Source organism: Sphaerisporangium siamense, from assembly GCF_014205275.1.
In the GTDB taxonomy this organism is placed as follows: domain Bacteria; phylum Actinomycetota; class Actinomycetes; order Streptosporangiales; family Streptosporangiaceae; genus Sphaerisporangium; species Sphaerisporangium siamense.
Map to the genome: position 1 here is coordinate 1,505,229 of NZ_JACHND010000001.1, position 26,682 is coordinate 1,531,910.

26 protein-coding genes and 1 pseudogene are annotated in these 26,682 nt (G+C 70.3%); 11 read left to right on the forward strand and 16 right to left on the reverse strand.

Features of this window, described 5'->3' with window-relative positions; all coding sequences use genetic code 11:
- The first annotated feature begins 87 nt into the window (after nucleotides 1-87).
- Together BJ982_RS06995 and BJ982_RS07000 are read left to right on the forward strand one after the other, a co-directional pair.
- Nucleotides 88-1,425: a helix-turn-helix domain-containing protein gene (locus tag BJ982_RS06995; RefSeq protein WP_184877655.1), complete on the forward strand. Its 1,338-nt coding sequence runs from the start codon at nucleotides 88-90 to the stop codon at nucleotides 1,423-1,425.
- A 104-nt stretch (nucleotides 1,426-1,529) separates the two neighbouring features.
- Complete coding sequence (locus tag BJ982_RS07000; RefSeq protein ID WP_184877657.1) at nucleotides 1,530-2,219, forward strand: FadR/GntR family transcriptional regulator; 690 nt, start codon at nucleotides 1,530-1,532, stop codon at nucleotides 2,217-2,219.
- Between the two features lie 22 nt (nucleotides 2,220-2,241).
- Here the strand turns inward: BJ982_RS07000 and dnaN are convergent, their stop codons facing one another.
- From dnaN to BJ982_RS07015, 3 genes are all read right to left on the reverse strand, one after another.
- Nucleotides 2,242-3,336 (reverse strand): DNA polymerase III subunit beta, encoded by a 1,095-nt coding sequence (gene dnaN / locus BJ982_RS07005; protein WP_184877659.1) that lies wholly within the window; start codon nucleotides 3,334-3,336, stop codon nucleotides 2,242-2,244.
- Between the two features lie 72 nt (nucleotides 3,337-3,408).
- Nucleotides 3,409-4,062 (reverse strand): LuxR C-terminal-related transcriptional regulator, encoded by a 654-nt coding sequence (locus BJ982_RS07010; RefSeq protein ID WP_184877661.1) that lies wholly within the window; start codon nucleotides 4,060-4,062, stop codon nucleotides 3,409-3,411.
- Complete coding sequence (locus BJ982_RS07015) at nucleotides 4,059-5,558, reverse strand: sensor histidine kinase (RefSeq protein WP_184877663.1); 1,500 nt, start codon at nucleotides 5,556-5,558, stop codon at nucleotides 4,059-4,061. The genes BJ982_RS07010 and BJ982_RS07015 overlap by 4 nt, the downstream gene beginning before the upstream one ends.
- Before the next feature lie 132 nt (nucleotides 5,559-5,690).
- Between BJ982_RS07015 and BJ982_RS07020 the strand changes: the two genes are divergently transcribed.
- The 6 genes from BJ982_RS07020 to BJ982_RS07045 all read left to right on the forward strand — a co-directional run bounded on the left by BJ982_RS07020 (nucleotide 5,691) and on the right by BJ982_RS07045 (nucleotide 10,580).
- Entirely contained in the window at nucleotides 5,691-6,602 is a 912-nt protein-coding gene (locus tag BJ982_RS07020; protein WP_184877665.1) for an ABC transporter ATP-binding protein, read from the forward strand.
- An 11-nt stretch (nucleotides 6,603-6,613) separates the two neighbouring features.
- Entirely contained in the window at nucleotides 6,614-7,405 is a 792-nt protein-coding gene (locus tag BJ982_RS07025; protein ID WP_239122964.1) for an ABC transporter permease, read from the forward strand.
- An 80-nt stretch (nucleotides 7,406-7,485) separates the two neighbouring features.
- Nucleotides 7,486-8,067 (forward strand): TetR/AcrR family transcriptional regulator, encoded by a 582-nt coding sequence (locus BJ982_RS07030; protein ID WP_184877667.1) that lies wholly within the window; start codon nucleotides 7,486-7,488, stop codon nucleotides 8,065-8,067.
- Nucleotides 8,068-8,140: 73 nt separating this feature from the next.
- Entirely contained in the window at nucleotides 8,141-8,893 is a 753-nt protein-coding gene (locus tag BJ982_RS07035; protein ID WP_184877669.1) for an SDR family NAD(P)-dependent oxidoreductase, read from the forward strand.
- Nucleotides 8,894-8,994: 101 nt separating this feature from the next.
- Nucleotides 8,995-9,840 (forward strand): helix-turn-helix domain-containing protein, encoded by an 846-nt coding sequence (locus BJ982_RS07040; protein ID WP_184877671.1) that lies wholly within the window; start codon nucleotides 8,995-8,997, stop codon nucleotides 9,838-9,840.
- On the forward strand, nucleotides 9,837-10,580 hold the full coding sequence (locus BJ982_RS07045) for a metallophosphoesterase (RefSeq protein WP_184877673.1): 744 nt from the start codon (nucleotides 9,837-9,839) through the stop codon (nucleotides 10,578-10,580). Before BJ982_RS07040 ends, BJ982_RS07045 begins: the two co-directional genes overlap by 4 nt.
- Nucleotides 10,581-10,588: 8 nt before the next feature.
- Here the strand turns inward: BJ982_RS07045 and soxR are convergent.
- Nucleotides 10,589-11,038: pseudogene (gene soxR / locus BJ982_RS07050) on the reverse strand (redox-sensitive transcriptional activator SoxR); the annotation flags it as partial.
- A gap of 101 nt (nucleotides 11,039-11,139) precedes the next feature.
- Entirely contained in the window at nucleotides 11,140-14,175 is a 3,036-nt protein-coding gene (locus BJ982_RS39055) for a replicative DNA helicase (RefSeq protein ID WP_311772235.1), read from the reverse strand.
- Between BJ982_RS39055 and BJ982_RS07060 the strand changes: the two genes are divergently transcribed.
- Nucleotides 14,087-15,397 carry an MATE family efflux transporter gene (locus BJ982_RS07060; protein WP_184877677.1) on the forward strand — a complete coding sequence of 437 codons (1,311 nt, stop codon included), beginning with the start codon at nucleotides 14,087-14,089 and terminating at the stop codon, nucleotides 15,395-15,397. The two genes, BJ982_RS39055 and BJ982_RS07060, sit on opposite strands and share 89 nt — an antisense overlap.
- A 22-nt stretch (nucleotides 15,398-15,419) precedes the next feature.
- Here BJ982_RS07060 and BJ982_RS07065 read toward each other — a convergent pair whose 3' ends face one another.
- From BJ982_RS07065 to rpsF, 7 genes are all read right to left on the reverse strand, one after another.
- Complete coding sequence (locus BJ982_RS07065) at nucleotides 15,420-16,184, reverse strand: amino acid ABC transporter ATP-binding protein (RefSeq protein ID WP_184877680.1); 765 nt, start codon at nucleotides 16,182-16,184, stop codon at nucleotides 15,420-15,422.
- Nucleotides 16,181-17,074 carry an amino acid ABC transporter permease gene (locus BJ982_RS07070; RefSeq protein WP_239122963.1) on the reverse strand — a complete coding sequence of 298 codons (894 nt, stop codon included), beginning with the start codon at nucleotides 17,072-17,074 and terminating at the stop codon, nucleotides 16,181-16,183. The genes BJ982_RS07065 and BJ982_RS07070 overlap by 4 nt, the downstream gene beginning before the upstream one ends.
- Complete coding sequence (locus BJ982_RS07075) at nucleotides 17,071-17,949, reverse strand: ABC transporter substrate-binding protein (RefSeq protein WP_184877682.1); 879 nt, start codon at nucleotides 17,947-17,949, stop codon at nucleotides 17,071-17,073. Before BJ982_RS07075 ends, BJ982_RS07070 begins: the two co-directional genes overlap by 4 nt.
- Nucleotides 17,950-18,162: 213 nt before the next feature.
- Nucleotides 18,163-18,609, reverse strand: coding sequence for a 50S ribosomal protein L9 (gene rplI / locus BJ982_RS07080; RefSeq protein ID WP_184877683.1), 447 nt, complete (start codon nucleotides 18,607-18,609; stop codon nucleotides 18,163-18,165).
- A 17-nt stretch (nucleotides 18,610-18,626) separates the two neighbouring features.
- Nucleotides 18,627-18,863 carry a 30S ribosomal protein S18 gene (gene rpsR, locus BJ982_RS07085; RefSeq protein ID WP_061256131.1) on the reverse strand — a complete coding sequence of 79 codons (237 nt, stop codon included), beginning with the start codon at nucleotides 18,861-18,863 and terminating at the stop codon, nucleotides 18,627-18,629.
- 71 nt (nucleotides 18,864-18,934) lie between these two features.
- Nucleotides 18,935-19,507 carry a single-stranded DNA-binding protein gene (locus tag BJ982_RS07090; protein ID WP_184877685.1) on the reverse strand — a complete coding sequence of 191 codons (573 nt, stop codon included), beginning with the start codon at nucleotides 19,505-19,507 and terminating at the stop codon, nucleotides 18,935-18,937.
- Between the two features lie 98 nt (nucleotides 19,508-19,605).
- The gene (rpsF, locus tag BJ982_RS07095) at nucleotides 19,606-19,896 is read right to left on the reverse strand and encodes a 30S ribosomal protein S6 (protein WP_184610342.1); all 291 of its coding nucleotides are present in this window, start codon (nucleotides 19,894-19,896) and stop codon (nucleotides 19,606-19,608) included.
- Between the two features lie 229 nt (nucleotides 19,897-20,125).
- Between rpsF and BJ982_RS07100 the strand changes: the two genes are divergently transcribed.
- On the forward strand, nucleotides 20,126-20,422 hold the full coding sequence (locus BJ982_RS07100) for a hypothetical protein (RefSeq protein WP_184877687.1): 297 nt from the start codon (nucleotides 20,126-20,128) through the stop codon (nucleotides 20,420-20,422).
- A 62-nt stretch (nucleotides 20,423-20,484) separates the two neighbouring features.
- Here the strand turns inward: BJ982_RS07100 and BJ982_RS07105 are convergent, their stop codons facing one another.
- Entirely contained in the window at nucleotides 20,485-20,673 is a 189-nt protein-coding gene (locus BJ982_RS07105; RefSeq protein WP_184877689.1) for a hypothetical protein, read from the reverse strand.
- A gap of 99 nt (nucleotides 20,674-20,772) precedes the next feature.
- Between BJ982_RS07105 and BJ982_RS07110 the strand changes: the two genes are divergently transcribed.
- A complete protein-coding gene (locus BJ982_RS07110) occupies nucleotides 20,773-21,528 on the forward strand; it encodes a deoxyribonuclease IV (protein WP_203959055.1) in 756 nt (251 codons plus the stop codon).
- A 57-nt stretch (nucleotides 21,529-21,585) separates the two neighbouring features.
- On the opposite strand, the gene BJ982_RS07115 is transcribed toward BJ982_RS07110, so the two are convergent.
- The 3 genes from BJ982_RS07115 to BJ982_RS07125 form a co-directional block, all read right to left on the reverse strand.
- Nucleotides 21,586-22,704 carry a mannosyltransferase family protein gene (locus BJ982_RS07115; RefSeq protein ID WP_239122962.1) on the reverse strand — a complete coding sequence of 373 codons (1,119 nt, stop codon included), beginning with the start codon at nucleotides 22,702-22,704 and terminating at the stop codon, nucleotides 21,586-21,588.
- 69 nt (nucleotides 22,705-22,773) lie between these two features.
- A complete protein-coding gene (locus BJ982_RS07120; RefSeq protein WP_184877691.1) occupies nucleotides 22,774-24,114 on the reverse strand; it encodes a glycosyltransferase family 87 protein in 1,341 nt (446 codons plus the stop codon).
- Between the two features lie 14 nt (nucleotides 24,115-24,128).
- A complete protein-coding gene (locus BJ982_RS07125; RefSeq protein ID WP_184877693.1) occupies nucleotides 24,129-26,528 on the reverse strand; it encodes a transglycosylase domain-containing protein in 2,400 nt (799 codons plus the stop codon).
- Nucleotides 26,529-26,682: the final 154 nt, after the last annotated feature.

Genomic DNA, 26,682 nt, shown 5'->3' on the forward strand with positions numbered 1-26,682 from the left:
GGGATTCTTGACGTGGGTATACCCGATTCGGCTCCTTCGTGCCATCATGGCGGAACCATTGACCATATCCCCGCCCTAAGAGATCACATGCCGAGTCAGGGAACCATCGGTGATCGCGTCCGCGGACTGCGGCTGAGCAGGCGAATGTCTCAGGCCCAGTTGGCGGGACCCGACCTATCCGACAGTTATGTCTCTCTCATCGAGTCCGGCAAGCGTACGCCTACGCCGGTGGTGGCCCGTCTGCTCGCGGAGCGCCTGGGCTGCACCACCGAGTTCCTGCTGCACGGCATAGAGCCGCGCCAGCGGATCGACACCGAGCTCGGCCTTCGCCACGCCGAGCTGGAGCTTTACCACGGAGATCCGGCCCTGGCCGCCGACCGGTTCGGCGACATCGTCAAGGCCGCAGGTGAGGACAACGCGCTCCTCGCCGCGCACGCCCGGCTCGGGCGGGCGCGTGCCCTGGAGGCCCAGGGCAAGATCGGCCGCGCGGTGGAGGCGTACGAGCGCCTGCGCCGCGAAGCCGCGGCGCATCCGGAGCGTTTGGCGGACGTTCCTCTTACCGTGGCGCTATGCCGGTGTTACCAAAAGGCCGGCGATCTCATGCGGGCACGTGACCTCGGCGCCGAGGCGCTGGCACAGGTTATGGAACTGTCACTGTTCCACGGTGAGGTCGCCGTCGAGCTCGCCGCGGCGCTCGCCGAGGCCGAGATCGGTCTGCCGTACGTCGAACAGGTGCTCGCCTCGACCGGCGTGCCCGTGCCCGAGGACCGCACCACCGAGATTCTGTCGCTGTGGCAGGCCAGCATCTCGGCGGCGGAAGGCGAGGACTCCGCGCTCGCGGTGCACTTCGCCGACGACGCCCTGTCGGCCGGCCGGCCGGCGCGGGTCGCGCTCCAGATGGCGAGGGTCGCCATGCGCTGGGCCGAGATCGGCGCCGTCAAGGCCGTCAGCGACTCCCGTCGCGTCGACGAGCTGGTCGCACGGGCCGGCGAGGTGTTCGGCATGGTGCCGGACGAGTCGGCGGAGCACGCGCGCAGCCTGGTCGTCCTGGCTCGCCTGCGGCTCAGGTCCGGCGACACCGGCCACGCGGAGGACCTCGCCAGGCAGGCGCTGACCCGGCTCGCCGAGGAACCGTGCACGATTGCGGCCCTGGCGCACCTGGTGCTGGCCGATGTCGCTTTGGCACGGTCCGACGGCGCTCTGGAGGCGACTCTGGAACGCGCGGGCGAGCTGCTGGAGGAGGCTCCGCAGATCGGGGCGTTCACCGGGCGGCAGATCGCGGCGGTCTGGCGGGAGCTCGGCGATCTCTGGGGACGGGCGGGCAGGCGCCCCCAGCAGACGGCCGCGTATCGTAAGGCGCTGGAAGCGGTCGGCGTGCGGTCGACCGTGGCCGGTGCCGTGACGTCCGCGGTCTTCGCACGGTGACCCTCCCCCGCCCGGTCCGGCGGTTCGACAGGTAGACTCCGGGTTAGTCAAGTTCAACCAATCACCGACTCGTCGGATGATTGGTTTCCCGGAGGAGGCTGACTGTGAGTCTGCGTACGGCGCAGCGGGCTTCGCTCGTCGACCAGGTGATCGAGCAGCTGAAGGATCAGATCACCTCGGGATCCTGGCACCTGCACGCCAAGATCCCGACGGAGACGGTGCTCGCCGAGCAGCTCGGAGTAGGCCGCAACACCGTGCGTGAGGCCGTTCGCGCCCTCACGCACGCCGGCCTGCTGGAGTGCCGGCAGGGTGACGGCACCTACGTCCGCGCCACCAGCGAGCTGTCGGGAGCGATGGCGCGGCGGCTGCGGGCGGCCGAGCACCTTGAGATCCTTGAGGTGCGCCGCGCCCTGGAGGTGGAGGCCGCCAAGCTCGCGGCCGTCCGGCGGACCAAGGGCGACATCGAGCTGATCGAGGCCGCCCTGCTCCGCAGGGAGCAGGCATGGGCCGAGGCCGAGGTCAACGCCTTCGTCGAGGCCGACCTCGCCTTCCACGTCGCGGTGGTGGAGGCGACGCACAACCGCGTGCTGATCGAGCTGTACAAGGACTTCTCCGCGGCCCTGCGCGCGAGCATCGCCGCGGCGGGCGCTCCGCTGGAGAACGGCCACATCCCCCACGACGCCATCGCGCGGGCCATCGCCGCGGGCGACGCGGCGGCCGCAGAGCGCGCCGGCCACGCCTGCATGGAGCACATCGCGATCGCGCTCAGCGATACTTCGGAACTGCTCGACTGACCTGGGCTGACGCCGTGCGGCCTCAGCCCAGCCGCAGAGACATCACCAGATAACGGAACGCGGGGTCGTCCGCGTCGTCGGTGATCAGCACCGGCCTGGTCGACGAGGCCAGGTGGACGCGGGCGCTCTCGGTCTCCACGCCCGCGAGCCCGTCGAGCAGGTAGTGCGGCTGGAAGGCGATCTGGATGTCCTCGCCGTCGAGCTCCGCCGCCACCGCCTCCGCGCCGCGGCCGATCTCGCCGCCGCCCGCCTGGATCAGCACCTGCCCCTGCGTGAACGACAGCCGGATCGCGCTGTTGTGCTCGGCGACCAGCGCCACGCGCTTGACGGCCTCGACGAACGGCGCGACCGTGACGCTCGCCCTGATCGACCAGTCGTCGGTGAGGCGCGAGCGGTAGTCCTTGAACTGGTCGTCCAGCAGGCGGACCGTGGTGACCCGGTCGGCGCACTCGAACCCGGCGATGCCCTCGCCGAGGCCGATGGACACCTCGCCGGCGCGCAACGTGCGGCCGACCTCGACCATCACCTTGGCGGGCACGATGACCGCGGCCCGCTGCTCCGGCCGTGCGGAGTTCCACAGGAACTCGCGGGCGGCGATGCGGTAGCGGTCGGTGGCGGCCAGCGAGACGACGTCCCCCTCGATGTCGACCCGCACACCGGTGAGCACGGGAAGCGAGGCGTCACGGCTGGCGGCCACGGCGACCTGGCCGACCGCGGCGGCGAAGACCCCGCCGCCGACCGCGCCCGCCTTCTGTGGCATCGCGGGCAGCGTGGGAAAGTCCTCGACGGGCATCGTGAGCAGCCCGAACTCGGCGCCGCCGCAGGTCAGCACGACCTCGGAGCCCGAGGTGGCGATCTGCACCGGCTGGTCGGGCAGGCTCTTGGTGATCTCGGCGAGCACCCGGCCCGGGATCAGCGTCGTGCCGGGCTCGGCGACGTCCGCCTCGATCGAGGCGCGCGCGGAGACGTCGTAGTCGAACGCCGACAGCGTGAGACCGCCGTCCAGCGCGTCGAGCAGGATGCCGGACAGCGCGGGCACGGCGGGACGGCCCGGCAGCGTGCGGGCCGTCCAAGCCACCGCGTCGGCCAGGACATCGCGGGTCACCTGGAACTTCACCGTGATCCATCCCCTTCGAAACGTCCGTCTTAGAACGGTAGCGTCTGGGGGTGACATTTCCCGGGGGCGCGGTCAGCCCCGGGTGCCGTTGAGGTAGGCGAGCACGGCCAGCACCCTGCGGTTGTCGTCGTCGGAGGCCGCCAGGTCCAGCTTGGCGAAGATGTTCGCGGTGTGCTTGGACACGGCGCTCTCGCTGAGGAACAGCCGCTGCGCGATCGCGGCATTGGAGCGGCCCTCCGCCATGAGTTCGAGCACCTCGCGCTCGCGCGGGCTGAGCCGCCCGAGCGGCTCGTTGCCGGCGTTGCTGGCCAGCAGTCTGGCGATCACGTCCGGGTCCATCGCCGTGCCGCCGGAGGCGACCCTGCGCACGGCGTCAACGAACTGGCCGGCGTTGAACACCCGGTCCTTGAGCAGGTAACCGACGCCCCCGCTGCCGTCGGCGAGCAGCTCGCGGGCGTACAACTGCTCCACGTGCTGGGACAGGACGAGCACCGGCAGGCCGGGGATGGAACGCCGGGCCGCGAGCGCCGCCTGCAGGCCCTCGTCGGTGAAGGTGGGCGGCAGGCGGACGTCCACGACCGCCACGTCGGGCCGCGCGTCGAGCAGGGCCTTCAGCAGCTCGGGCCCGGACTCCACCGCCGCCACGATCTCGAAGCCGTGGGCCTGGAGCAGCCGCACCAGGCCGTCCCTGAGCAGGTAGAGGTCCTCGGCCAGGACGACCCTCACCCGCACCCCCCTCCCTCGGCGTCCTTGATCTGGCGCGACACGGACGCGCCGTACAGAAGCATGCCACCGCCCAGGGCGACCATCGCGACGGTGGTGGGCCACTGGAGGGGCTCGGGCAGGTAGAGCGCGAGGAACCAGCTTCGGTCCTCGGCTCCGAAGATCTTGAAGCCCATGGTGACGAGGCCCTGCGGGAACAGGGGGAGCCAGAACAGTCCGTAGCAGACCGACATCAGCCGGATCTTCCACCGCGGGACCGTGCTCTCCCTGGCCACGCCCGGGAACGCCCGGGGGATCTCCACGACCGCGGTGGTGGGGCCGCCGGCCGGGCTGTTCAGCGCGAGGACGCCGTCGAAGGCGGCCAGCCTGCGCTCGATGCCGCTAAGGCCGCTGCCCCGGGACGGATCCGCCCCGCCGTGGCCGTCGTCGGTGACGGTGAGGCGCAGGGCGGGACCCCGGTGGCTGACGTCGATCGTCACCGCGCCGGCGCCCGAGTGCCGGCCCGCGTTGGCCAGCAGCTCGCTGACCACGAAGTACGCCGCCGACTCGACCGGCGCCTCGGCGCGGGCCGGGAGGTCCACGCTCACCTCCGCCTTCAGCGGGCTGTCCAGCGCGAGGGCGCGTATCGCGTCGCCGAGGCCGCGCTCGGCGAGGACCGGCGGGTGGATGCCGCGGACGAGCCGGCGCAGCTCGACCAGCGACGAGGCCGACGCCTCCCGCACCTTCACGATCAGCGCCTTGGCCGCCTGCGGGTCGGACTCCACGATCTCCTCGGCCGCGCCGAGCATCATGCCGATCGCCACCAGCCGGGCCTGGGCGCCGTCGTGCAGGTCGCGTTCGATGCGCCGCAGCTCGGCGGCCTGCGCGTCGACGGCCTGGGTGCGGGTCTCGGTGAGGTGGCGGACCTCGTTGGCGAGCAGGGACCTGCGCGTGGGGGCCAGCAGCGACCGCGTCCACCGTCCGTGCAGCCAGGGCACCCGAGGGGCCACCAGCACGCCGGCGACCACGAGGACCAGCCCGGCCAGCACCTGGAGCGGCTGCCAGGCCCATGCGAGAAGCACCCCGTACCCGGCAAGGAGCAGCGGCGAGAGGGCGATGAGGCCGCCCACCACCGGCTCGGCCACCAGCCAGGTGAAGTCGCGCCAGGTCGCCGGGTCCTTGATCATCCAGTCCAGCGTCCGGTTGAAGTGGGGGACCATGGACGTGCGGTAGAGCTGCCGCCCCTCGCGGTACCAGCCGTCCGCCTGGGGCACGGGAGGCGGCGGCACCGGGCGGTACGGTGCGGCGATCTCCACTCCGGACCACGCGGCGGCGATCTTACGCGCCTCGGCCGTGCGCCCGCGGACCATGCGCACGCTCGCCGGGAACACGAACACCATGCCGAGGCCGAAGGTCAGCGTGAAGGCCACGACCGCGACGGCGAGCGTCCACAGGTGCCACAGGGCCAGCGCGAACAGGGCGAGCCCTTTGGTGACGCCGGTCAGCGTGCGCAGAATCATGAGCCCAGTCTGCTTGACCTGCGCCGTACTTCGTAGTGGCGCTGGATGCCCGACGAAGGTGTACCTAGGTACACCCCCGTTCGGACTCCAGGTGCATTCCGAACACACGCCGCGATTCCTACGGTCGAACGCATGGCAATCATCGAGATCACCAACCTGCGCAAACAGTACGGATCGCAGGTGGCCGTCGAGGACGTGTCCTTCGCGGTGGAGGAGGGTGAGATCTTCGGCGTGGTCGGGAGGAACGGCGCGGGCAAGACGACGACGGTCGAATGCCTGTCAGGCCTGCGCGTCCCCGACGGCGGCACGCTCCGCGTCACCGGCCTCGACCCCCGCCGCGACCGCGCCGAGCTGCGGCGCAGGGTCGGCGTGCAACTCCAGGACTGCACCCTGCCCGACAAGCTCAGGGTGCACGAGGCGCTGCGGCTGTACGCGTCGTTCTACGAGCGCCCGGCGCCGTGGGAGGAACTGCTGGACGAGGTCGGCCTCGGCGCCAAGCGGGACACGGCGTTCGCCAAGCTGTCCGGCGGGCAGCGGCAGCGGCTGTCGATCGCGCTGGCGCTGGTAGGGGCGCCCCGCGTCGCAATCCTGGACGAGCTGACCACCGGCCTCGACCCGCACGCGCGCCGGGAGACCTGGGAGCTGATCGAGCAGGTCAAGGCGCGCGGGGTCACGATCGTCCTGGTCACGCACTTCATGGAGGAGGCCGAGCGGCTCTGCGACCGGCTCGCCGTGATCGACGGGGGCCGCGTCGCCGCCCTCGACACGCCCGCGGGGCTGATCGGGCGGCTGGACGGCGGGCAGCGCGTCACTTTCCGCTGCCCCCCGGGCGCCGACGAGGCGCTGCGGTCGGTCGGCGAGGTGTCACGGGTGGTCCGCGACGGCGAGAGCGTCACGGTGACCGGCGGCGAGGGCGTGCTGCTGGCCGTCACGACCGCGCTGGCGGACCGGCGCATCGTCCCCGTGGGGCTGCACGTGGAGCGGGCGACGCTCGACGACGCGTTCCTCGCCATCACCGGCCGCACGGCCACCGACGAATCCTAGGAGACCCCCTCATGCCGGGCACCACCTCTATGACCCCCGCGGTCTCTTCGGCGCGGCGCAGCGCCCTGCGCACGCTCCTGTGGACCGAGACCAAGCTCTACCTGCGAGAACCTCTCACGACCTTCTTCACGCTGGCGCTGCCCGTGGGGCTGCTACTGATCCTCGGCAGCGCGATCCCCGGTTTCCGCGATCCGGACCCGAACCTCGGCGGCGAGCGCGTCGTGGACACCCACCTGCCGGTCATGATGATCGTGCTCTCCGTCATGATCTCCGCGTTCTCCGCCATCCCGGCGGCGCTCGCGGTGTACCGGGAGCGCGGCGTGCTGCGCCGGATGTCCGTCACGCCCGTCGCGCCCCGGTCGCTCCTGCTGACCCAGCTCCTGCTGAACCTGGCGACGTCGATCGTCGCCGTGCTGCTGATGATCGTGGCGGGCGCGCTGGTGTTCGGCACGCGTCCGCCCGGCCAGTTCCCCCTGTTCGCGCTGACGTTCCTGCTGGGCCTGTGCGGGCTGTTCGGGCTCGGCCTGTGCCTGGCGGCGGTCGTCCCCAGCAGCCGCGCGGCCGGCGGCATCGGGTCGGTGGTGACGTTCCCCCTGCTGTTCCTGGCCGGCATGTGGGTGCCGCGCGAGCTGATGCCGGACATCCTGCGGAAGATCGGCGACTTCACTCCCACGGGCGCCTTCGGGCAGGCCATGCGGGACGCCTGGGCGGGCACCACGCCCGACGCGCTCCACCTCGTCGTCCTCGCGGTGTGGGCGGTCGGCGCCACCGCGCTCGGCGTCCGCGCGTTCCGCTGGGAGTGAGAGACCGGTCCGGGTACGGCGGACGGGGCCGGCCGTACCCGGACCTATTTCCGGAACGATCGTTCTGGTAAGGTGACGGCATGGCGCGCACGAAGGAGTTCGATCCGGACACCGCACTCCAGGCCGCCCTGGAGCTGTTCTGGGAGCGGGGCTACGAGGCGACGTCCATGGCCGACCTGGTGGAACGGCTGGGCGTCGGCCGGGCGAGCCTGTACGCGACCTTCGGCGGCAAGCACGAGCTCTACATGAGGGCCCTGCGGCGCTACATCCGGACGCGCAACCCCTCCCCGATCGAGCTGGTCTCCCAGCCCGGCTCCCCGCTGCCCGCCGTACGCGCCCTGGTCCGGATGTACGCCGAGGAGTCGTGCGGTGAGCGGGCGGGGCTCGGCTGCCTGGTGGTCAACGCGGCGGCCGAGATGCTCCCCGGCGACGCCGAGGTCTCGCGCTTCGTCGAGGGCAACTGGACGGCGATCGAGACCGCGCTGACCTCGGCGCTGATCCGCGCCCGCGCGCTCGGCGAGCTGCCCGAGGGCAAGGATCCCGTGGCGCTGGCGCGGTTCCTGCTGGTGTTCATGCAGGGCCTGCGCCTTGTGGGCAAGGCCTCGCCCGACCCCGCGCGCCTGCGCGACGCGGCCGCGCAGGCACTGTCGCTGCTGGACTGATCCCGCCCAGGGCGCACGCCGACGCGTACCCACATTATGGAACGAACGGTCAAGATATTGAAGTGGAGAGATCATGAGATTTCACGACAAGGTGGTTCTGATCACCGGCGCCGGATCCGGCATCGGCCGCGCGGTCGCCCTCGGTTTCGCCAGGGAAGGCGCCCAGGTCGTCGTCACCGGCCGCCGCCGTGAGCCCCTGGACCACACCGTCGAGCTCATCGAGGCCGACGGCGGCCACGGCGCCGCCCTCACCGCCGACGTCACCCGCTCACAAGAGGTCCGCGAGCTCGTCGACGAGATCGTCCGGCGGTACGGCAGGCTCGACATCGCCGTCAACAACGCGGGCGTCCTGTTCAAGGCCGACGTCGCCGACATCGACGAGGACGACTGGGCGCGGACGCTCGACACCAACGTCACCGGCGTCATGCTGTCCATGAAGCACGAGATCGCCGCCATGCTCCGCACGGGATCCGGTGTGATCATCAACGTGTCGTCCCAGGTCGGGACGCACATCCGGATCCCCGGCCTCGGCGCGTACGCCGCGTCCAAGGCCGCCGTCACCGCCCTCACCCGCACGGCGGCCAAGGAGTACGCCCGGCACGGCATCCGCGTCAACGCGGTGAGCCCCGGCCCGCACGACACGTCGATGTCCATGCGCCCCGGCGAGACCGAGAACGACCGCGCCGAGCGCCTCAAGCGCGAACTCCCCATCGGCCGGGTCGGAAAGCTGGACGAGATCACCTCCGGCGTCCTCTGGCTCGCGTCCGACGGCGCCGGCTTCGCGGTCGGCACCGACCTGGTCATCGACGGCGGCTCCACCGCCTGAACCCAGACCACCGGCCCGAACCATCCGGCCCGACGAGGGAACGGCGCCGGTTACCTCACGCGTAATCGCGCACCCGTCACGGTCGCGCATAGCCTCAGGTCATGACGACCACGGCGCTCTCCCGGCGGCCCGTAGGCGAGCTCCTGCGCCAGTGGCGCGAGCACCGCCGGCTCAGCCAGCTCGACCTGTCGATCCAGGCCGACATCTCCACCCGGCACCTGAGCTTCCTGGAGACCGGACGCTCCAAGCCCAGCCGCGACATGGTGCTGCACCTGGCGGAGGAGCTGGACCTGCCGCTGCGCGAGCGCAACCGCCTGCTGCTCGCCGCCGGGTTCGCGCCGGAGTTCTCCGAGACCACGCTGGACGCGCCGGGGATGACCGCCGTGCGCGCGGCGCTCCGGCAGATCCTCGCCGGCCACGAGCCGTACCCGGCGGTCGTGGTGGACGGCCGCTGGAACCTCGTGGAGGGCAACGTGAGCCTCGGCCTGCTCACCTCGCTCGTGGACCCGGAACTGCTGGCGGCGCCCGCCAACGTGCTGCGGGCCAGCATGCACCCGAAGGGCCTCGCCCCGCACATCGTCAACCTCGGCGAATGGCGCTCCCACCTGCTCGGGCGGCTGCGCCGCCAGATCGCCTTCAGCGCCGACCCCGAGCTGGAGGCCCTGTACGCCGAGGTGCGGGCCTACCCGTGCGACCAGCCGGAACCGGAGGAGGCCGAGCTCGCCGGGGCGGGCGAGCTGGTGGTGCCGCTGCGCCTGCGCCACGACGCCGGCGAGCTGACGTTCTTCAGCACGATCGCCACCTTCGGCACCCCGCTCGACATCACCTTGGCGGAACTGGCCATCGAGTCGTTCTTCCCCGCCGACCGGCGCACCGCCGAGATCCTCAGATCCGCCGCGGCGACGCAACCCGGCGCCGGCGACGCTGTGACATCCTCGATCCTGTGATCACCCTCGCCCACATCAGCGACGTCCACCTCGACGGCTCGCCCCGGAGCGTGGAGCGGACCGAACGGGTCGTCGGCCACGTCTCCCGGCTCGCGGGCCCGATCGACGCCGTGCTCGTCACCGGCGACATCGCCGACCACGGCGCGGCGGACGAGTACGAGATCGCCCGCGACCTGCTGCGCTTCCCCTACCCCTCGGTCGTCTGCCCGGGGAACCACGACAGCCGGGCCGAGTTCCGCAAGGTGTTCCTCGGCGAGGCCGACGGCGGCGCCGAGCCCGTCGACCAGGTCCTCCGGGTGGGCGACGTCACCATCGCGCTGTGCGACTCCAGCATCCCGGGCCGGAACGAGGGCCGCCTGGAGGACGGGACACTGCGCTGGCTGGCCGGGGTGCTCGGCACGGCCCCCGGTCCGGTGCTGATCGGCATGCACCACCAGCCGGTGCCCGTCGCCATCCCCTACGTCGACGAGATCGGCCTGCTGGAGCCCGAGCGGCTGGAGGAGCTGGTCCGGGCCCATCCGCGGGTGGCGGGCGTCCTGGTCGGGCACGCGCACACCGCCGCCGCCACGACGTTCGCCGGGCGCCCGGTCTACGTCGCGCCGGGCGTCGCCTCGCAGGCGTTGCTGCCGCAGGAGTCCGCGGCCATGCCGCCGCTGTCGTTCGACATGCCGCCGGGGTTCGCGCTGCACATGCTCTCCGACGACGGCCGGCTGACGACGCACGCGCGCGTCGTGCTCTGAGCGCCCTTCAGCAGCCGGCGCGGCCCCGGGCCCTGCCGTCCCAGCTCGTCGCCGGGGTTGATCACCGGGCACCGGTCGATCGACAGGCACCCGCAGCCGATGCAGTCGGTGAAGTCGTCGCGTAGCTGCTGGAGCCGGCGCATGCGCTCGTCCAGCTCCTCGCGCCAGTGCTCCGACATCCGCTGCCAGTCCGCGCGGGTGGGAATGTGGTCCGGCGGGAACAGGGAGAGCACCTCGGCGATGTCCGCCAGGGGAATGCCGACGCGCTGGGCCATGCGGATCAGCGCCACCCGGCGCAGCATGTCACGCCGGTACCGCCGCTGGTTCCCGGTCGTGCGCCGGCTGCTGATCAGCCCCTGCTTCTCGTAGAAATGCAACGCGGAGACATTGACCCCGCTCCGCGCGGCGAGCTCCCCCACCGTGAGCTCCGGCCCCCGCGGCGCTAGTGAATCCGACATGTCCGGCACGCTCCGCTTCCCCTCGCTTGACCTCAAGGTTACTTGAGGTCCGGGAGCCCCGGTCCACGCCCGCCACGACGTCGTCCGGCGGGGACCGCGGATCAGTGCGGAGCCATGTCCACGAAGCGGCTGTAATGCCCCTGGAAGGCGACGGTCACCGTGGCGGTCGGCCCGTTACGGTGCTTGGCCACGATCAGGTCGGCCTCACCCGCCCGCGGCGACTCCCGCTCGTAGGCGTCCTCGCGGTGCAACAGGATCACCACATCCGCATCCTGCTCGATGCTGTTATGGACGCTGATGCCATTCGCCACGAAGTTATGAGTGCCCGGCACCGTGGCGTCGTAGACCGGTTGCTCGCCGAGGCTTTCCACGGAGGCGACCTCGTCCCAGAAAACGTCGTTCGTCGCCAGCATCTCCAGTCCCGCATCGTCCAGGACCGCGGCCACCCGACTCAGACGCTCTCGGCTCGGAGCATGTTTCCACATGGTGCTGCCACAGAACTGCGTCTCAAGCGCGGCGGCAAATTGCCTGTGCGTCATCCCTTTCTCATGCATAATGCCACGGACCCGGCTCCAGACCTCGCGGGGAACGGTATCGACGTTGGCATTCGTTCTACGGTCCCGTAGCTCGTCGGCGCATTGAACTGCATGCCTCGAACGCTCACCGTGGACGCCCACCTCGTCAAGGAAGCGGAGCTGGTTTTCGGCACCATAGATGTGCAACTGGTAACACACTTTGTGATCACCCTTGCGCGTCTCCTTCAGACGGGTCATCACGTTGAAACGCAAAAGAAGCCGAGCGACATCATCGACGAGCCGACGGCTCGTGGAGCTGTAGTAGATCCTGGACTGCGAGGACTTCTCGTCCCACCAGACACATCCGTCTGTCGCCCACAGGTGTCGCAGGAAGAGTGCGATCTTCCTCCTCGGCAGAGAGAAGACGCCCTCTGGGATGAACTTCTCATGGCTCCGGAGACCGAAGAGTCCGAGAGAATCCAGCCACGAGGCGATGGGGTTACGTTTGCCATGCGTGAGCCGGTACGGGGAAGGCAGCCTCAGGGTCGTGACCCTCGCTTCTGCGTAGTCGTCCTGAACCGCGGTGATGCCGAAGTGCTTGACCGCGCGCGTCATCGTGTCCAGGCACGCCTCGTCCTTGCTGGCGTAGCGAATCGGTTGTCTCCGCACGAAAGATCCATCACCGATCATGTGCGCCAGCACGATGACCTTATCGTCCGGCCACTCGTTCAGATTCTTAGGTGCGGGTACATGGCGAGGGACCGCTACACGCACGCCGGGGCGCAGATCATCCAACGGGCGCCATCCCTCATATGTCATGAAGGGATGATTCCCGGTCGCGTCGATGCGTCGTCCGGATTTCATGCGCAAGCGAAAAACCTCTTTGACACCGCTGGAGAACACGTGGGTCATGACTCGCGGAACCAGCCGAAGCCCCTCATCGAGGGACCATACCGGGATGTTGCGCGCACCCGATTCCAGCAATTCACCCAACGACACCTCGGATCCGGTGTCGGCTCGCAGAATTCTGGTGTCCGCCGTCAGACAACCCGACTCACGCAAGTCGGACACCTGGGGGCGCTTGTCGGTGCGTTGTTCCGGACCACGGTTGAGCTGGGAGATCGCGATCACGGGGACCTCCAGCTCCTTGGCGAGCAGCTTCAGCGCACGCGAGATCTCGGAGACCTCCTGCTGGCGGCTCTCGGTCCTCTTCGGCGAGCTCATGAGCTGCAGATAGTCCACGATGACGAACCGCAGGTCGTGCCGCTGTTTCAGCCGCCGGCACTTGGCGCGGATCTCCATCATCGACATGTTCGGCGAGTCGTCGATGAACAGCGGCGCCTCGGCCACCTCACTCATCCGCCGCGCCAGCCGCGTCCAGTCGTCATCGTTCATCGTCCCCGACCGCATGGTCTGCAGACTCACCCGAGCCTCCGCCGACAACAACCGCATCGTGATCTCGTTCCGCGACATTTCCAGCGAGAACACCACGGTGGTCATATGGTGACGAATAGCGGCAGACCTGGCGAAATCCAGACCTAGGGTACTTTTCCCGATCGCCGGGCGGGCGGCCACGACGATCATCTGGCCGGGGTGGAGGCCGTTCATGAGGGCGTCGAGGTCTTGGAAGCCGGTGGGGACGCCTACCATTTGGCCGCTGCGGCTGCCGATGGCCTCGATCTCGTCCAGGGCGCCGGGCATGATCTCGGAGAGCGGGCGGTAGTCCTCGCTGGTGCGGCGGTCGGTGACGGCGTAGATCTCGGCCTGGGCGCGGTCGACCAGGTCGTCCACTTCCTCGTTGTTGCCGCCGTAGCCGTAGGACACGATGCGGGTGCCGGCCTCGATGAGCCGGCGCAGCACGGCCTGCTCGCGGACGATCTTGGCGTAGTAGCCGGCGTTGGCGGCCGTGGGGACGACGTTGGTGAGGGTGTGCACGTACGTGCCGCCGCCGACGCGGCCGAGCTCGCCGCGCCGGGACAGCTCGTTGAAGATCGTGACGGAGTCGGCGGGCTCGCCGCGCCCGTACAGGTCGAGGATGGCGTCGTAGACGATCTGATGGGCGGGCCGGTAGAAGTCGTCGGCGCGCAGGACCTCGACGACGTCGGCGATGGCGTCCTTGGACAGGAGCATGCCGCCCAGCACGGACTGCTCGGCCTCGATGTTGCTGGGAGGTGTGCGTTCGAAGGGGGTGTCGAAGGCAGGTGCCGTCTCACTGCTCACCGGGCGCCCTCCTCGCGTGTTCCCGGCCCCCCGAAGTAGCCGGGGTGACAGTTTCGCCGGTTCCGCGACAACCGGCAACGCATGCTGTAGACAACGGTGTGGATGAGCTGTGGATAACGTGGGGACTTCCCGGCGCGACATGTGGGCACGCTGGGGACAACTCTGTGGATAACCTGCAGCCCTCTGTACACACCCCTGTCTGAGCAGGGAAAACACTGTCCACGAGCTGTGGAAGAAAGAAAGCTCGGAAGGACACGCGGGAAGCGGTGACCCCGGACACACGTGGCGGGGACGTAAGGGGCAAAATAACCAGGTGGCTCTTACCTCCCGCGTCGGCGGCCGGGAGATTCTCCGGCTGGCCGTCCCCGCCTTCGGCGCCCTGGTGGCCGAGCCGCTGTTCATCCTCGCCGACTACGCCATCGTCGGCCGCCTCGGCACCGGCGCCCTCGGCGCGCTCGGCGTCGCGGGCGCCGCGCTCACCTCCCTGGTCAACGTCTGCGTCTTCCTGGCGTACGGCACGACCGCCGCCGTGGCGCGGCAGGTGGGCGCGGGCGACCTGCCCCGGGCCGTCAAGCGCGGCGTCGACGGGCTGTGGCTGGCGGCCGGCATCGGCGTCGTGCTGATCGCGGCGGGCTGGCCGCTCGCCCCCTGGATCGTCGAGCTGTTCGGCGCCTCCCCCGAGGTCTCCGGCCAGGCCGTGACGTACCTGCGCGTCAGCCTGCTCGGCACGCCCGCCATGCTGATCATCCTCGCCGGGACGGGCATCCTGCGCGGGCTCCAGGACACGGTGACCCCACTGGCCGTCTCCGTCGGCTCGTTCGTGCTCAACGCCCTGCTCAACGCCGTCTTCGTGCTCGTCCTGCGCTGGGGCATCGCCGGGTCGGCCTGGGGCACCGTGCTGGCCCAGACGCTCGGGGCCGTCGTCTACGTCCTGGTGGTGATCAGGGCGGCCCGGCGGCACCACGTGCCGATGCGGCCCGACCCCGCGGGGATCCGCGACTCGGGGACGGCCGGGATCGCGCTGCTGATCCGCACGGTGTGCATGCGGGTCGTGCTGATCGTCGCCACGGTGGTCGCCACCCGCATGGGCGACGCGCCGCTGGCCGCGCACGCGATCGCCACGCAGGTCTGGACGCTGACGGCCTTCGCGCTCGACGCGATCGCGATCGCGGGCCAGGCGATCACCGGGCGGACGCTCGGTGCCGGGGACGCCCACCTGACGCGGTCGGCCACCCGCACCATGGTGATCTGGGGAGTGGGCTACGGCGTCGTCCTGGGCGTGGTGATCATGCTGGCCCGCCCGGTGCTCCCCGGGTTGTTCGACGCCGATCCGGCCGTGGCCGCCGAGCTGGTGTCGGTGCTGTGGGTGGTGGCGCTGCTCCAGCCGGTCGCGGGCGTGGTGTTCGTCCTGGACGGGGTGCTGATCGGGGCGAGCGACCGGCGCTTCCTCGCCTGGGCGTCCGCGCTCACCACGGCTGCCTACCTGCCCGCCGCGTACGCCGTCGTCCACACCGGAGGCGGTCTGGTGGCGCTGTGGCTGGCGCTCGGGGTGTGGATGGCGGCGCGGCTGCTGACCCTCGGGGCGCGCGCGTACGGCCGCGCCTGGCTCGTCACGGGAGCCTAGGACGGGCGTCACCGGGGCCGGCTCAGAGGTGCCTGGCGTCCAGCACGCGCCTGAGGAACTCGCGGGTGCGGGGCTCGCGGGGCTCGGTGAAGATCTGCTCGGGCGGGCCCTGCTCCAGCAGGACGCCGCCGTCCAGGAAGCAGACCTTGTCGGCGATGTCGCGCGCCAGCCCCATCTCGTGCGTGGCCAGCACCATCGTCATGCCCGTCGTCTTGAGCTCGCGGATGATGTCGAGCACCTCGCCCACCAGGGCGGGGTCGAGGGCGGAGGTCACCTCGTCCAGCAGGAGCAGGCGCGGCCGGGTGGCGAGGGCACGGATGATGGCCACGCGCTGCTGCTGGCCGCCCGACAGCCGGTCGGGGTAGGCCCCGGCCTTGTCCGCCAGGCCGAAGCGCGCCAGCAGCTCGCGGGCCTCCTCCTCGGCCCGGCCCCTCGGCACGCCGTGCGCCTTCCTCGGCGCGAGCGTGATGTTGCCGAGCACGGTCATGGACGGGAAGAGGTTGTAGGACTGGAAGACCATGCCGATGCGCTTGCGCACCTGGTCCGGATCCGCCCGCACGTCGGTGATCTCGTCCCCGTCGAGATGGATCGTGCCGTCGTCCACGGTCTCCAGGAGGTTGACGCACCGCAGCAGCGTGGACTTGCCGGACCCGGAGGCGCCGATCAGGCAGACCACCTCGTGGGAGTCCACCGACAGGTCGACGCCGCGCAGCACGCTGTGCCGGTGGTAGTGCTTCCAGACCCCCGCGACGCGCAGGACGGTCCCGCCCGCGTCCGTGCCGCTCATGCGCCTCGCCGCCTCTGGGACCTGGCCGCCAGGTAGTCGGTGAAGCGGGCCATGGGGACGGTGAGCGCGATGAACAGCAGCGCGGCGGCCAGGTAGGGGGTGTAGTTGAAGGTGTCGGCCGCGTGGATCTGCGCCTGGCGCAGCGCCTCCAGCGGCCCGATCGTCGCGACCAGGGCGGTGTCCTTCTGCAGGGAGACGAAGTCGTTGAGCAGCGGCGGCACGACCCTGCGCACGGCCTGGGGCAGCACCACGAACCGCATGGACTGGCCGTGGGTCAGGCCGAGGGACCGGGCGGCGGCCCGCTGGCTCGGGTGCACCGAGTCGATGCCGGCCCGGAACACCTCGGCCACGTAGGCACCGTACGACAGCGTCAGCGCGATGATGCCGAGAACGGCCAGGTCGGACGGCATGCCCCGCAGTTCGAGCGCGGGCAGGCCGAACCCGACCAGGTAGATGATCAGGATCGTCGGTATGCCGCGGAAGACGTCGGTGTAGAGCACGGCCAGGGCGCGCAGCGGGAAGAACAGCGGCGACCGTACGGTGCGCACCAGGGCGACCAGCAGGCCCACGATCAGGATCAGCGGCTCGGCGATCAGGAAGATCTTGATGTTGAGCAGGAAGCCGGACAGCACGTCGGGGAAGGCGTCGGCGAACCGCTCGGCGTCGAAGAAGGTCTCCTTGACCCGTGGCCAGCCCGGCGAGGCGGTGACCACATAGATCACCAGCACGACGAAGACGACCGTGGAGACGGACGCCACCGAGCCCGACCGTAGCTCCCGGCGCCGGCGCAGGCGCTCGCGTTCCCGCTGGCGCCCGCTCTTCACCCAGGCGCCGGGCACGCCGGCGGCGTCCGCCGCGAGCGGGCCCGGCGGCTCGCCGGGGTGGCTCACTTCAGGTCCGGGGCCCCGGCCGCGGAGCCGAGCCACCGGGTCTCGATGCTCGCCAGTTCGCCGCTGGAGCGCAGCTCGCCGATCGCCGCGTTGACGCACGGCACCAGCGCGCTTCCCTTCTGGAAGACCAGGCCGAACTGCTCGGCGGCGCCCTCGTCGCTGCCGAACTGGCCGACGATCTTCGAGCCCTCGACCTGCGCCGCGGTGACGTAGAAGGCGGTCGGGAGGTCCACCACCAGGACGTCGACCTGCTTGTTCTTCAGGGCGTTCACGGCGTCGATCTGCTCGTTGTAGACGTTCGGCTGGGCGCTCGGCTGGATGGCGCTCTTGACGGCCGTGAGGGACGTCGTGCCGACCTGGACGCCGATCTTGGCGTCCTTGAGGTCGGCCAGGGAGGCCGGGGTGGCGTACTTGGAGCCGTTCAGCGCGACCGCGGCCTGCTTGACCGTGTAGTAGCCGTCGCTGAAGTCGACGGCCTTGGCGCGCGCCGGGGTGATGGAGACCTGGTTGACGTCGAAGTCGAACTGCTTGGCGCCGGGCGCGAACGCGGAGTTGAAGGGGGCGACCGTCCAGGCGACCTCGCTCTTGGCGAAGCCGAGCTTGCCCGCCACCGCGTAGGCGACGGCGCTCTCGAACCCCTCGCCGTTGGACGGCTCGTCGTCCTTGAACCAGGGCTCGTACGCGGGCTTGTCGGTGCCGACGGTCAGCGTGCCGGGCTTGAGCAGCTTGAGCTGGTCCTTGGCGCAGGAGGCCGACGCCGAGGGCGCGGCCGAGGACGGCGAGCCGGACGCGGAGGTGGTGTCGTCGGCCGGAGCGCATGCCACCACCACCATCGCGAGCGCGCCGAGGATCGGCAGCATCGAGGGACGGAGCATCCACGCCTCCAAAGGGGGTCCTGGCGAGCGAATTCGTCGCTCAGGATATCGGTGACCAAAGATTCGCCCATTTCAGGCCATTGATGCTGAAACCATACTGTTCCTGAAGCCGACCCGGCACGGCGGGGGCGGGCCGCCACGGAGGCTCCCCGGGAAAGCCGGAGGGCCCTTCTCCAGGGGAGAAGGGCCCTCACAAGCTTGGTCGCGCACCGCTCAGGCGGTGAGGACCTCGACATCGATGTTCGCCACGACCTCGGGGTGGAGCCGCACCGAGATGCGGTGCGAGCCCACGCTCTTGATCGGGCTGGCGACCTCGATACGGCGGCGGTCCAGCTCGGGACCGCCGGCGGCCTTCACCGCGTCGGCGATGTCGCCGGTGGTGACGGAGCCGAACAGGCGGCCGGACTCGCCGGAGCGGGTCTTCAGCGTCACCCGCAGGGAGCCGAGGCGCCCGGCGACCTGCTTGGCGGTGTCCAGGTCGCGGATGTCGCGGGCGTCACGCGCCTTCTTGATCGACTGGACCTGCTTCTCGCCGCCGCGGGTCCAGCGCAGGGCGAACCCGCGCGGAATGAGGTAGTTGCGGCCGTAGCCGTCCTTGACCTCGACGATGTCGCCGGGGGCGCCGAGGCCCGAGACCTCGGTGGTGAGAATGAGCTTCATGTCTCCCAAGCCTCCTGTCAGCGCGCGGTGCTCGTGTACGGCAGCAGGGCCATCTCACGAGCGTTCTTGATCGCGGTCGCCACGTCGCGCTGGTGCTGGGTGCAGTTGCCCGTCACCCGGCGGGCACGGATCTTGCCGCGGTCGGAGATGAACTTCCGCAGCAGCGCCGTGTCCTTGTAGTCGACGTAAGAGATCTTGTCGTGGCAGAACAGGCAAACCTTCTTCTTCGGCTTGCGCAGTGCCGGCTTCGCCATCGTGGTGCTCCTCCTAAGAGAGCCCCGCGTGATGCGGGAATGGTCGCTCGGTTACTGGATGAATGGTTCGGTCAGAAGGGCGGTTCGTCGCTGAGGTCGCCACCGCCGGAGCCGCCGTAGCCGCCCTGGTTGTAGCCACCGCCGCCACCGCCACCGCCGTAGTTGCCGCCGCCGCCGCCCCCGCCCCCGCCGCCGCCGAAGCCGCCGCCGGGCGGAGCCGGAGTGGCCGAGGCCCACGGGTCGTCACCGCCGCCGAAGCCGCCGCCCCCGCCGCCCTGGCGCGCGGTCTTGTTGACCTTGCACGTGGCGTTGCGCAGGGACGGGCCGACCTCGTCGATCTCGACCTCGTAGACGGTGCGCTTCTCGCCTTCCTTGGTCTCGTAGGACCGCTGGCGCAGCCGCCCCTGGACGATGACCCGCATGCCGCGCTGGAGGCTCTCGGCGACGTTCTCCGCCGCCTGTCGCCAGACGTTGCAGGTCAGGAAGAGGCTCTCGCCGTCCTTCCACTCGTTGGACTGGCGGTCCAGGAACCGCGGAGTGGACGCGATGCGGAACCGGGCCACGGCCTGCCCCGAAGGGGTGAAACGCAGCTCGGGGTCGTCGACAAGGTTGCCGACGATGGTGATCGTTGTGTCGCCTGCCATGGTCGCTCTCGCCTTCCCGCGTGAATCCGCGCAGCCTGTTGGGCCTCAGAGTACGGCCCCGGCCCGACAAAAAGCCGGGCTTCGGCGTGTCCCGAGACTCAGTGGACGTCCGGGCGCAGCACCTTGGTGCGCAGGATGCCTTCGTTCAGGTTGAGCTGGCGGTCCAGCTCCTTCACCGTGGCCGGCTCGGCCGTGAGGTCGATGACGGCGTAGATGCCTTCGCCCTTCTTGGCGATGTCGTAGGACAGCCTGCGACGGCCCCAGACGTCGACCTTCTCCACCGTGCCGCCGTCGTTGCGGATGACACCGAGGAACTGGTCGAGCGAAGGGCTGACCGTGCGCTCATCGAGGGACGGGTCGAGGATGACCATCACTTCGTATCGACGCATGCGGACTTCCAACCTCCTCTGGACTCTTGCGGTCACGACACCGTGCCGTGACAGGAGGACGCCGACGCCTTCGCCCCCGCTTCCGGAAGGGGAGCGGCCACGCGGGATGAGGACACGCGTAGCAAGCGCAGCCCAAGGAGTCTACCAGGGTCACCGACCGTGTCCACGCGATTGTCGACGGGTCGTAAGGGGAACGGCACAAAAAGAAGAGAGGAGGGAGGTGACCGCCATGTCGCATCCCCTGGGCCGACACCGCCTCACACTCAACACCGACGGCAAGAGGCATCCCCTGCAGAACATCATGACGACGGCGACGCTGACCCTCGGCGTGCTCGCCTTGGTCACGGGGTTCGTCGTGGACCTGCACATGGCCGCCTCATGGGCGGGCGTGCTGGGCTTCCTCGGCGGGCTGTACGCGCAGTACATCTCGGCGACGACGGCGGAGCGGTCGCTCAACATCGTCGGCATCGTGGGGGCCTTCGTCGGCGCGGCACTGGGCATCTACCACGGCGGGTTCATTCCCTGAGCCGCACACGCCGGAAACGGCGGGGCGCCCCCGATGCGCCCGCGCCGGTGCGATGGCAGAAGCTATGACGAGCCTCCGATGTGGAGGTCGACGCCGAGCAGGACCAGGAACCACAGCAGGACCGCGAGCAGTGCCTGGGCCACCTTCTTGAGCAGGCTGGGTGTGATGTAGTCGTGGACCCAGGCGACGTAGATGCCGATGATGAGATAGATCAGACCTAAGAGGCTGATTCCGCGGCGGCGGTAGGCCACAGTCGTCTCCTATATGTCGTGGTACGCGGGTCTGCGGGCGTACCAACCCGGTGCCCCCACTGCCCCTGGTCAGGTCGTCGAAACGGCTACGCTCGACCCATGGTGCGCATCGGAGCTCACGTCGACAGGGACGACCCACTGGCCCACGCCGCGGCGCGTGACGCGCAGGTCGTGCAGTTCTTCCTCGGTGACCCGCAGGGCTGGAAGGGGCCGGAGATCCCCGAGTCCGCGGCCGCGCTCAAGGCCTCCGACATCGACGTCTACGTCCACGCGCCGTACGTCATCAACGTCGCGACGGCGAACAACCGCATCCGCATCCCGAGCCGCAAGCTGCTGGCGGGCCAGCTGGAGGCGGCGGCCTCGATCGGCGCCAAGGGCCTGATCGTGCACGGCGGGCACGTGAACAAGGACGACGACCCCCAGATCGGCTTCGACAACTGGCGCAAGGTGTTCGAGCGCCTGGAGACCCCCGTCCCGGTCCTCATCGAGAACACCGCGGGCGGCGGCAACGCGATGGCCCGCAGGCTGGAGCGCGTGGCCCGGCTGTGGGAGGCGCTGGACGGCTTCGACGTCGGGTTCTGCCTGGACACCTGCCACGCGCACGCGGGCGGCGAAGACCTCGTGGACGTGGTCGACCGGGTGAAGGCGATCACCGGCCGCATCGACCTGGTGCACTGCAACGACTCGCGCGACGCCTTCGACTCCGGGGCGGACCGCCACGCCAACCTCGGCAAGGGGCAGATCGACCCGGAGCTGATCCTGGCGGTGTGCCGGGCCGCGGGGGCGCCCGTGGTGGTGGAGACGCCCTCCGACGGGCAGGCGGCCGACATCGCGTTCCTGCGTGAGCGGCTTTGATCCACAGCCTGTGGATAAATCCCCTGGATTATTCCGGCGGGAAAGTGGGTACAGGCGTCAGCCCGCCCAGGCCCCCTCGATGAACGTCATCGTGTTGAGCACCATCAACGGCCCGGCCACCAAGGCGTACACCACGAGGACCATCGGCCGCCGCACCGAGACCCGTCCGATCAGCACCCAGAGCGGCCACCAGAGCAGCGCGGCCCGCGGGATCGACAGGTAGTACGCCGAGAACAGCAGCGCGCCGAGCTGGAGCCCCACGTAGACGAACTCGCTCCAGCGGCGCGCGGCGAGCAGCCAGACCGCCACGGCGACCCCGGCCACCGCGCCGGCGAGCTCCATGCGGAACGCCCAGGCGAACTGGCCGTCCCCGTTCGCCATCTGCAAGGTCGTCCAGAAGGACTGCCACGGCCAGACCATCTCGCGTCCCCAGCCCGCCTGCTGGGCGTGCTGCCAGGCCAGCCAGTCGCCCGTGCGCGTGTACTGGTAGAGCGAGTAGAGCACCAGCGGCACGAACGGCGCCAGCAGCCAGGGGGCGGCGCGCGTCCTGCCGCGCCGCATGACGAACTCCACGATCAGGGCGAGCGCGAGGAACAGTCCGGTGATGCGCACGCAGGACGCCCCGGCGGCGAGCAGCGCGGCGGCCGTCCAGTTCTCGCGCCGGGCGCAGAGCCAGGCCGGGATCGCGAACGCCAGGAACAGCGACTCGGTGTACCCCGCGAACAGGAACACCGCCGTGGGGCACAGCAGCAGCGCCAGCACGGCCCGCCGTCCGGCACCCTCGGGCTGCTCGAAGTCGGCGAGCCGGGCGAGGGCCACCACGGCGACGAGCCCGGCGGCCAGCGAGATGAGCAGTCCGGCCAGCGACCAGTTCGGCACGATCACGTGGACGAGGCGCAGCGCGAGGGGCATCCCGGGGAAGAAGGCGGGCAGCCCGAGATCGGGGTCGGCCCCGGGGTTGCCGTCATAGCCGTACTTCGCGATGTCCACCAGCAGCTTGGCGTCCCAGCGCTGCCAGCGTTCCAGGAAGGGCACCTGGTCCGCGACGAGCGTCCCGGCCCCGACCGCGGCCGCCACGACGATCCCCAAGCGGGAGCCGAACCACAGCACGGCGACGTCGGCCGCAGGTGACTGCGACCGTACCTCTGCGACGGTCTCCTGCTGGATCGTCTGCACACAGAGGAGAATAGAGGGTTATCTGTGGCATTAGCCTGAATTACACCCCAAGTCGGGCATCGCCCTCGATCATGCCGAGTTGGGCGCGGGCTGCGGCGCCGCGGGGGCGCGCAGGACGAAACGGTCGGGCGCCCCGTCGAAGACGCCACCCGTCGGGTCGTCCGCCCCGCCCTGCCTGATCACATCGTGCTCCGGGCGCAGGATGTCCCGCACCACGAACGCCGCCATGATCGCGATCGTCACCACCCGGCCCCAGATCGCCGTGTAATAGGTGGCGTCGCCGATGCCGAACGCCTCGTTACCCGGCTGCTGGGCGACGAGATACAGCCAGATCGCGAAGAAGTACCAGCACTCGGCCACCTGCCAGAGCGCCAGCGGCTTCCAGTTCGGCCGGGCCAGCACCGCGAACGGCACCAGCCACAGGACGTACTGCGGCGACCACACCTTGTTCGTCACCATGAACGCGGCCAGCACCAGGAAGGCGAGCTGCATGAGCCTCGGCCTGGTCGACGCGGTCAGCGCCAGCACGGCGACGCCCAGGCAGAGCAACGCGAACGAGGCGATGCCCAGCATGTCCAGCCTCTCGCCGTCCCCGAGGAACGGCACCATCTCGCGCTGGAAGAAGAACCAGATCGACCCCCAGTCGGCGCCCCGCTCGCTGCTGAAGACGTAGAACCGCTTCCAGCCCGTGAACGCCAGCAGCATGATCGGCAGGTTGACGACCACCCAGGTGACGACGGTGCCGCCGAGCGCCCACAGGAACGCGTTCAGCTTGCGGGTGCGCAGCGCGAGCAGCAGCAACGGGCCGAAGAACACCAGCGGGTAGAACTTGGTGGCGATGGCGAGCCCGAGCAGCACGCCGGTCAGCACGTGCCTGCCCCGGGCCCAGGCGAGGAAGGCGCCCAGGCTCAGGGCCCCGCACAGCAGGTCCCAGTTGATGAACGCGGTGAGGATCACGGCGGGCGCGAGCGCGTACCAGACGGCGTCCCACGGCCTGCGCTGCGCCCCGGCGAGGTAGACCATGATGACGACGCCGGCGACCAGCGACGCTCCCATGACCAGCACGGTGATGTCGTAGAACCACACGCCGGGCTCGTTCAGCCCCCACGCGAGCTTCTGGATCACCCACATGAGGCCGCCGATGCCGACGGGGTACTCGACGGGGTGGCCGAAGTACGGGGCCATCCCCTGGTCGAGCTTCTCGTTCCACCACAAGGGATAGATGTCGGTGTAGCAGAACCTCAGGAACTGCTGCGTCCCGTCGTTCCACGCGCCGCCGAACCGGCACGGAGCCTTCCAGGCGTAGGCGAGAACGGCGCCGAGCGCCGCGAGCAGCCCCACGGGCACCAGCGGCAGCAGGGCCCGCGTCGCGGGCGCGGCGGAATCGGAGGCATGTGTCGTTCGGCTCATGGCGTCGTTCCTCGTCACCGGGAGGACGGGGTGGGGGTGGGCCGGCGCGTGTTCGTCGGCGTGGGCGTGGGCGTCGCCGCGCCCGCCGGCGACTTGCCCTCGTTGAACGGGTCGCCGCCGCCGTTGCCGTTGTTGCAGGTGTCGTCCCATGGCAGGCAGCCGCCGCCGTTGTCGCCGCCACCGCCGTTGTCACCGCCGTCGCCGTCGCCGGTCGGCGGCCAGTTGTCGTCGGTGGGGAAGCCGGGGTCGTCGCTCGGCGTCGGCGTCGGGGTGGGCTCCGGCTTGGGCGCCAGGTCCATCGGCGCGCCGATGTTGGACGGCGGCGGGAACTCCTCGGCCTTCTTGCCCTTCATCGCCTCGGCCATGAAGGCCCGCCACACGCGGGCCGGGACGGTGCCGCCGTCGAAGTTGTTGCCCAGCGACAGCTCGGCCCCGGTCTTGCGGTCCTCCTTGTACATGCCCACCGCCGTGGAGAGCTGCGGGGTGAAGCCGACGAACCACGCTTCCTTGTTGTCGTTGTTCGTCCCGGTCTTGCCGGCCACCGGACGGTCGGACAGCGCCGCCGCCGTACCCGTGCCGCCCTTCACCACCGACCGCAGCGCGACGATGGCGTCCGCCGCGACCTCTTCGGTGATGACCTGGTTGGGCGTCTTGTCCTCGGCGATGATCTGGACGCCCGCGCCGTTGACCACGCGGATGACCGTGTGGGTCTCGTAGTGCTTGCCGCGGTTGGCGAAGATCGAGTACCCGCCCGCCTGCTCGACGGGGGTGACGCCGGCGCTGCCGATGGAGAACAGGTACTTGTGCTCGTTGACGTCCTTCTCCAGCGCGTCCTTGCTGAGCCCGGCCTCCTCGGCGATGCGTTTGACCGCGTCGAGGCCGACCTCCGCGCCCATCTGGCCGTAGGCCGTGTTGATGGAGTGCTGGGTCGCGTAGACGATGTCCATGGACGCCGGGGTCGCGTGCCCGTTGCGGATGGGGGTCGTGCCCTCCAGCTTGAGCGGCTCCTTGCCGGTCACGTAGCTCTTCAGACTGTGCCCGGCCTCCAGCCAGGCGGCGAGCACGTACGGCTTGAACGCCGACGCCGCCTGCTTGCGCGCCTGGAACGCCTCGTTGAACTGGTCCGGATGCTTGCCCAGGTAGTTGTTGCCGCCGTAGAAGGCGATCACGCGGCCGTTGGTCGGGTCGACGGCGGCCAGGCCGGTGTGGACCTCCTTGGGCAGCCCGGCCGTCGTCTGGATGACGGCGGTCCGCGCGGACTTCATCAGGTTCTTGTCGAAGGTCGTGTAGATCTTGTAGCCGCCGGTCTCGATCTCGGAACGCGGCAGGCCCTTGGCCTCCAGCTCCTTGAGCGCCTCGGTCAGCATGTAGCCGCGCAGGCTGCCGAACGCCTGGTTGGCCTTGCGCGGGTCCGGCTTGGGGAACTTCAGCGTCGACGGGTAGTTCCCGTAGGCCTGCGGGTTGATCTCGGCCATCTGCTTGAGGACGTAGTTGAACCGGAACTGCGTGCCGGAGAAGTTCTTCTTCTCCTCGGCGAAGTCGAACTGGCCCGGCTGCTGGATGCGGCCGGCGAGGTAGGCGCCCTCGGCCGGGGTCAGCTTCTTGGCGCTGTGGCCGAAGAACTCCACCGCCGCCGCCTCGATGCCGTAGGTGTTGCGGCCGAAGGGCACGACGTTGAGGTAGTACTCCAGGACCTTGTCCTTGGACCATTCCTTGTCGAGCTTGACGGCGATGAAGATCTCCTTGATCTTCCGCTTGACCGCCCGCTCGTTGCTGAGGCCCTTGAAGTAGTTCCTGGCCATCTGCTGGGTGATCGTGGACGCGCCCTGCACCTGCGCGCCGGTCGCGGTGCTCCACGCCGAGCGCACGATGCCCGAGAGCGAGATGCCCGCGTCGCTGTAGAAGGTCTTGTTCTCGGCGGCGATCACGGCGTCGCGGACGTACTTCGGCACGTCGTCTAGCGGGATGGCCCGGCGCTGCGTGCCGATCCTGGCGATCTGGCTGCCGTCGGAGTAGTAGAAGACGCTGCCCTGCGCGGTCGCCATCTCCTGCGCCTCTTGCTCGGTCGGCAGCTCGGTGTTGGCGTAGGCGACGGCGATCATGCCGAACACGCCGGCGGCCAGCACGGCGAAGCCGACCATCACGATTTTCCAGTTGGGCAGGAAGCGCCGCCAGCCCTTACGGCGGCGCGGCGGCTCGTCGCCGTCCCTCGGCCGCCGCCTGCCGGGGCCGCCCGACCCGTCGCCGGGACCGCGCCCGCCCGGGCCATCCGGGCCGCCGGGCCCGCCGGGACCCGCGGGAGGGGGGCCGCTTCTGGCCCTGCGGCTCGTACCGCCCGAGTCACGGCTGACCACGGTGTCGGCTCCGGCGCTCTCACGGCGGGGCGCCGGCTGGGGACGAGGGACCTGGCCCATCGACTGGGTGTCCTCGAATGCGGCCTCCGGGCGTCGCCGGGCGTCGCCGGGACGCGGCTCGGCTCCCCGCGGCCTCGGCCGTTGAGGACGGGAGTCCGCGGCGCGCGGGTCGCCCATGGCGGGACGGGGGCGCGGGTCGCCGGAACGTCCTGGA

Coding starts and splice junctions, on each gene's coding strand:
- rplI (WP_184877683.1), bottom strand. CDS start 18,609: ATGAAGCTCATTCTCACCACCGAGGTCTCGGGCCTCGGCGCCCCCGGC.
- BJ982_RS07035 (WP_184877669.1), top strand. CDS start 8,141: ATGAGATTTCACGACAAGGTGGTTCTGATCACCGGCGCCGGATCCGGC.
- BJ982_RS07040 (WP_184877671.1), top strand. CDS start 8,995: ATGACGACCACGGCGCTCTCCCGGCGGCCCGTAGGCGAGCTCCTGCGC.
- BJ982_RS07025 (WP_239122964.1), top strand. CDS start 6,614: ATGCCGGGCACCACCTCTATGACCCCCGCGGTCTCTTCGGCGCGGCGC.
- BJ982_RS39055 (WP_311772235.1), bottom strand. CDS start 14,175: ATGAACAGCGGCTCGGCCACCAGGGCGCCGAAGGCGGGGACGGCCAGC.
- BJ982_RS07120 (WP_184877691.1), bottom strand. CDS start 24,114: ATGAGCCGAACGACACATGCCTCCGATTCCGCCGCGCCCGCGACGCGG.
- rpsR (WP_061256131.1), bottom strand. CDS start 18,863: ATGGCGAAGCCGGCACTGCGCAAGCCGAAGAAGAAGGTTTGCCTGTTC.
- BJ982_RS07065 (WP_184877680.1), bottom strand. CDS start 16,184: ATGAGCGGCACGGACGCGGGCGGGACCGTCCTGCGCGTCGCGGGGGTC.
- BJ982_RS07075 (WP_184877682.1), bottom strand. CDS start 17,949: ATGCTCCGTCCCTCGATGCTGCCGATCCTCGGCGCGCTCGCGATGGTG.
- BJ982_RS07020 (WP_184877665.1), top strand. CDS start 5,691: ATGGCAATCATCGAGATCACCAACCTGCGCAAACAGTACGGATCGCAG.
- BJ982_RS07030 (WP_184877667.1), top strand. CDS start 7,486: ATGGCGCGCACGAAGGAGTTCGATCCGGACACCGCACTCCAGGCCGCC.
- BJ982_RS07090 (WP_184877685.1), bottom strand. CDS start 19,507: ATGGCAGGCGACACAACGATCACCATCGTCGGCAACCTTGTCGACGAC.
- BJ982_RS07100 (WP_184877687.1), top strand. CDS start 20,126: ATGTCGCATCCCCTGGGCCGACACCGCCTCACACTCAACACCGACGGC.
- BJ982_RS07125 (WP_184877693.1), bottom strand. CDS start 26,528: ATGGGCCAGGTCCCTCGTCCCCAGCCGGCGCCCCGCCGTGAGAGCGCC.
- rpsF (WP_184610342.1), bottom strand. CDS start 19,896: ATGCGTCGATACGAAGTGATGGTCATCCTCGACCCGTCCCTCGATGAG.
- BJ982_RS07110 (WP_203959055.1), top strand. CDS start 20,773: ATGGTGCGCATCGGAGCTCACGTCGACAGGGACGACCCACTGGCCCAC.
- BJ982_RS06995 (WP_184877655.1), top strand. CDS start 88: ATGCCGAGTCAGGGAACCATCGGTGATCGCGTCCGCGGACTGCGGCTG.
- BJ982_RS07015 (WP_184877663.1), bottom strand. CDS start 5,558: ATGATTCTGCGCACGCTGACCGGCGTCACCAAAGGGCTCGCCCTGTTC.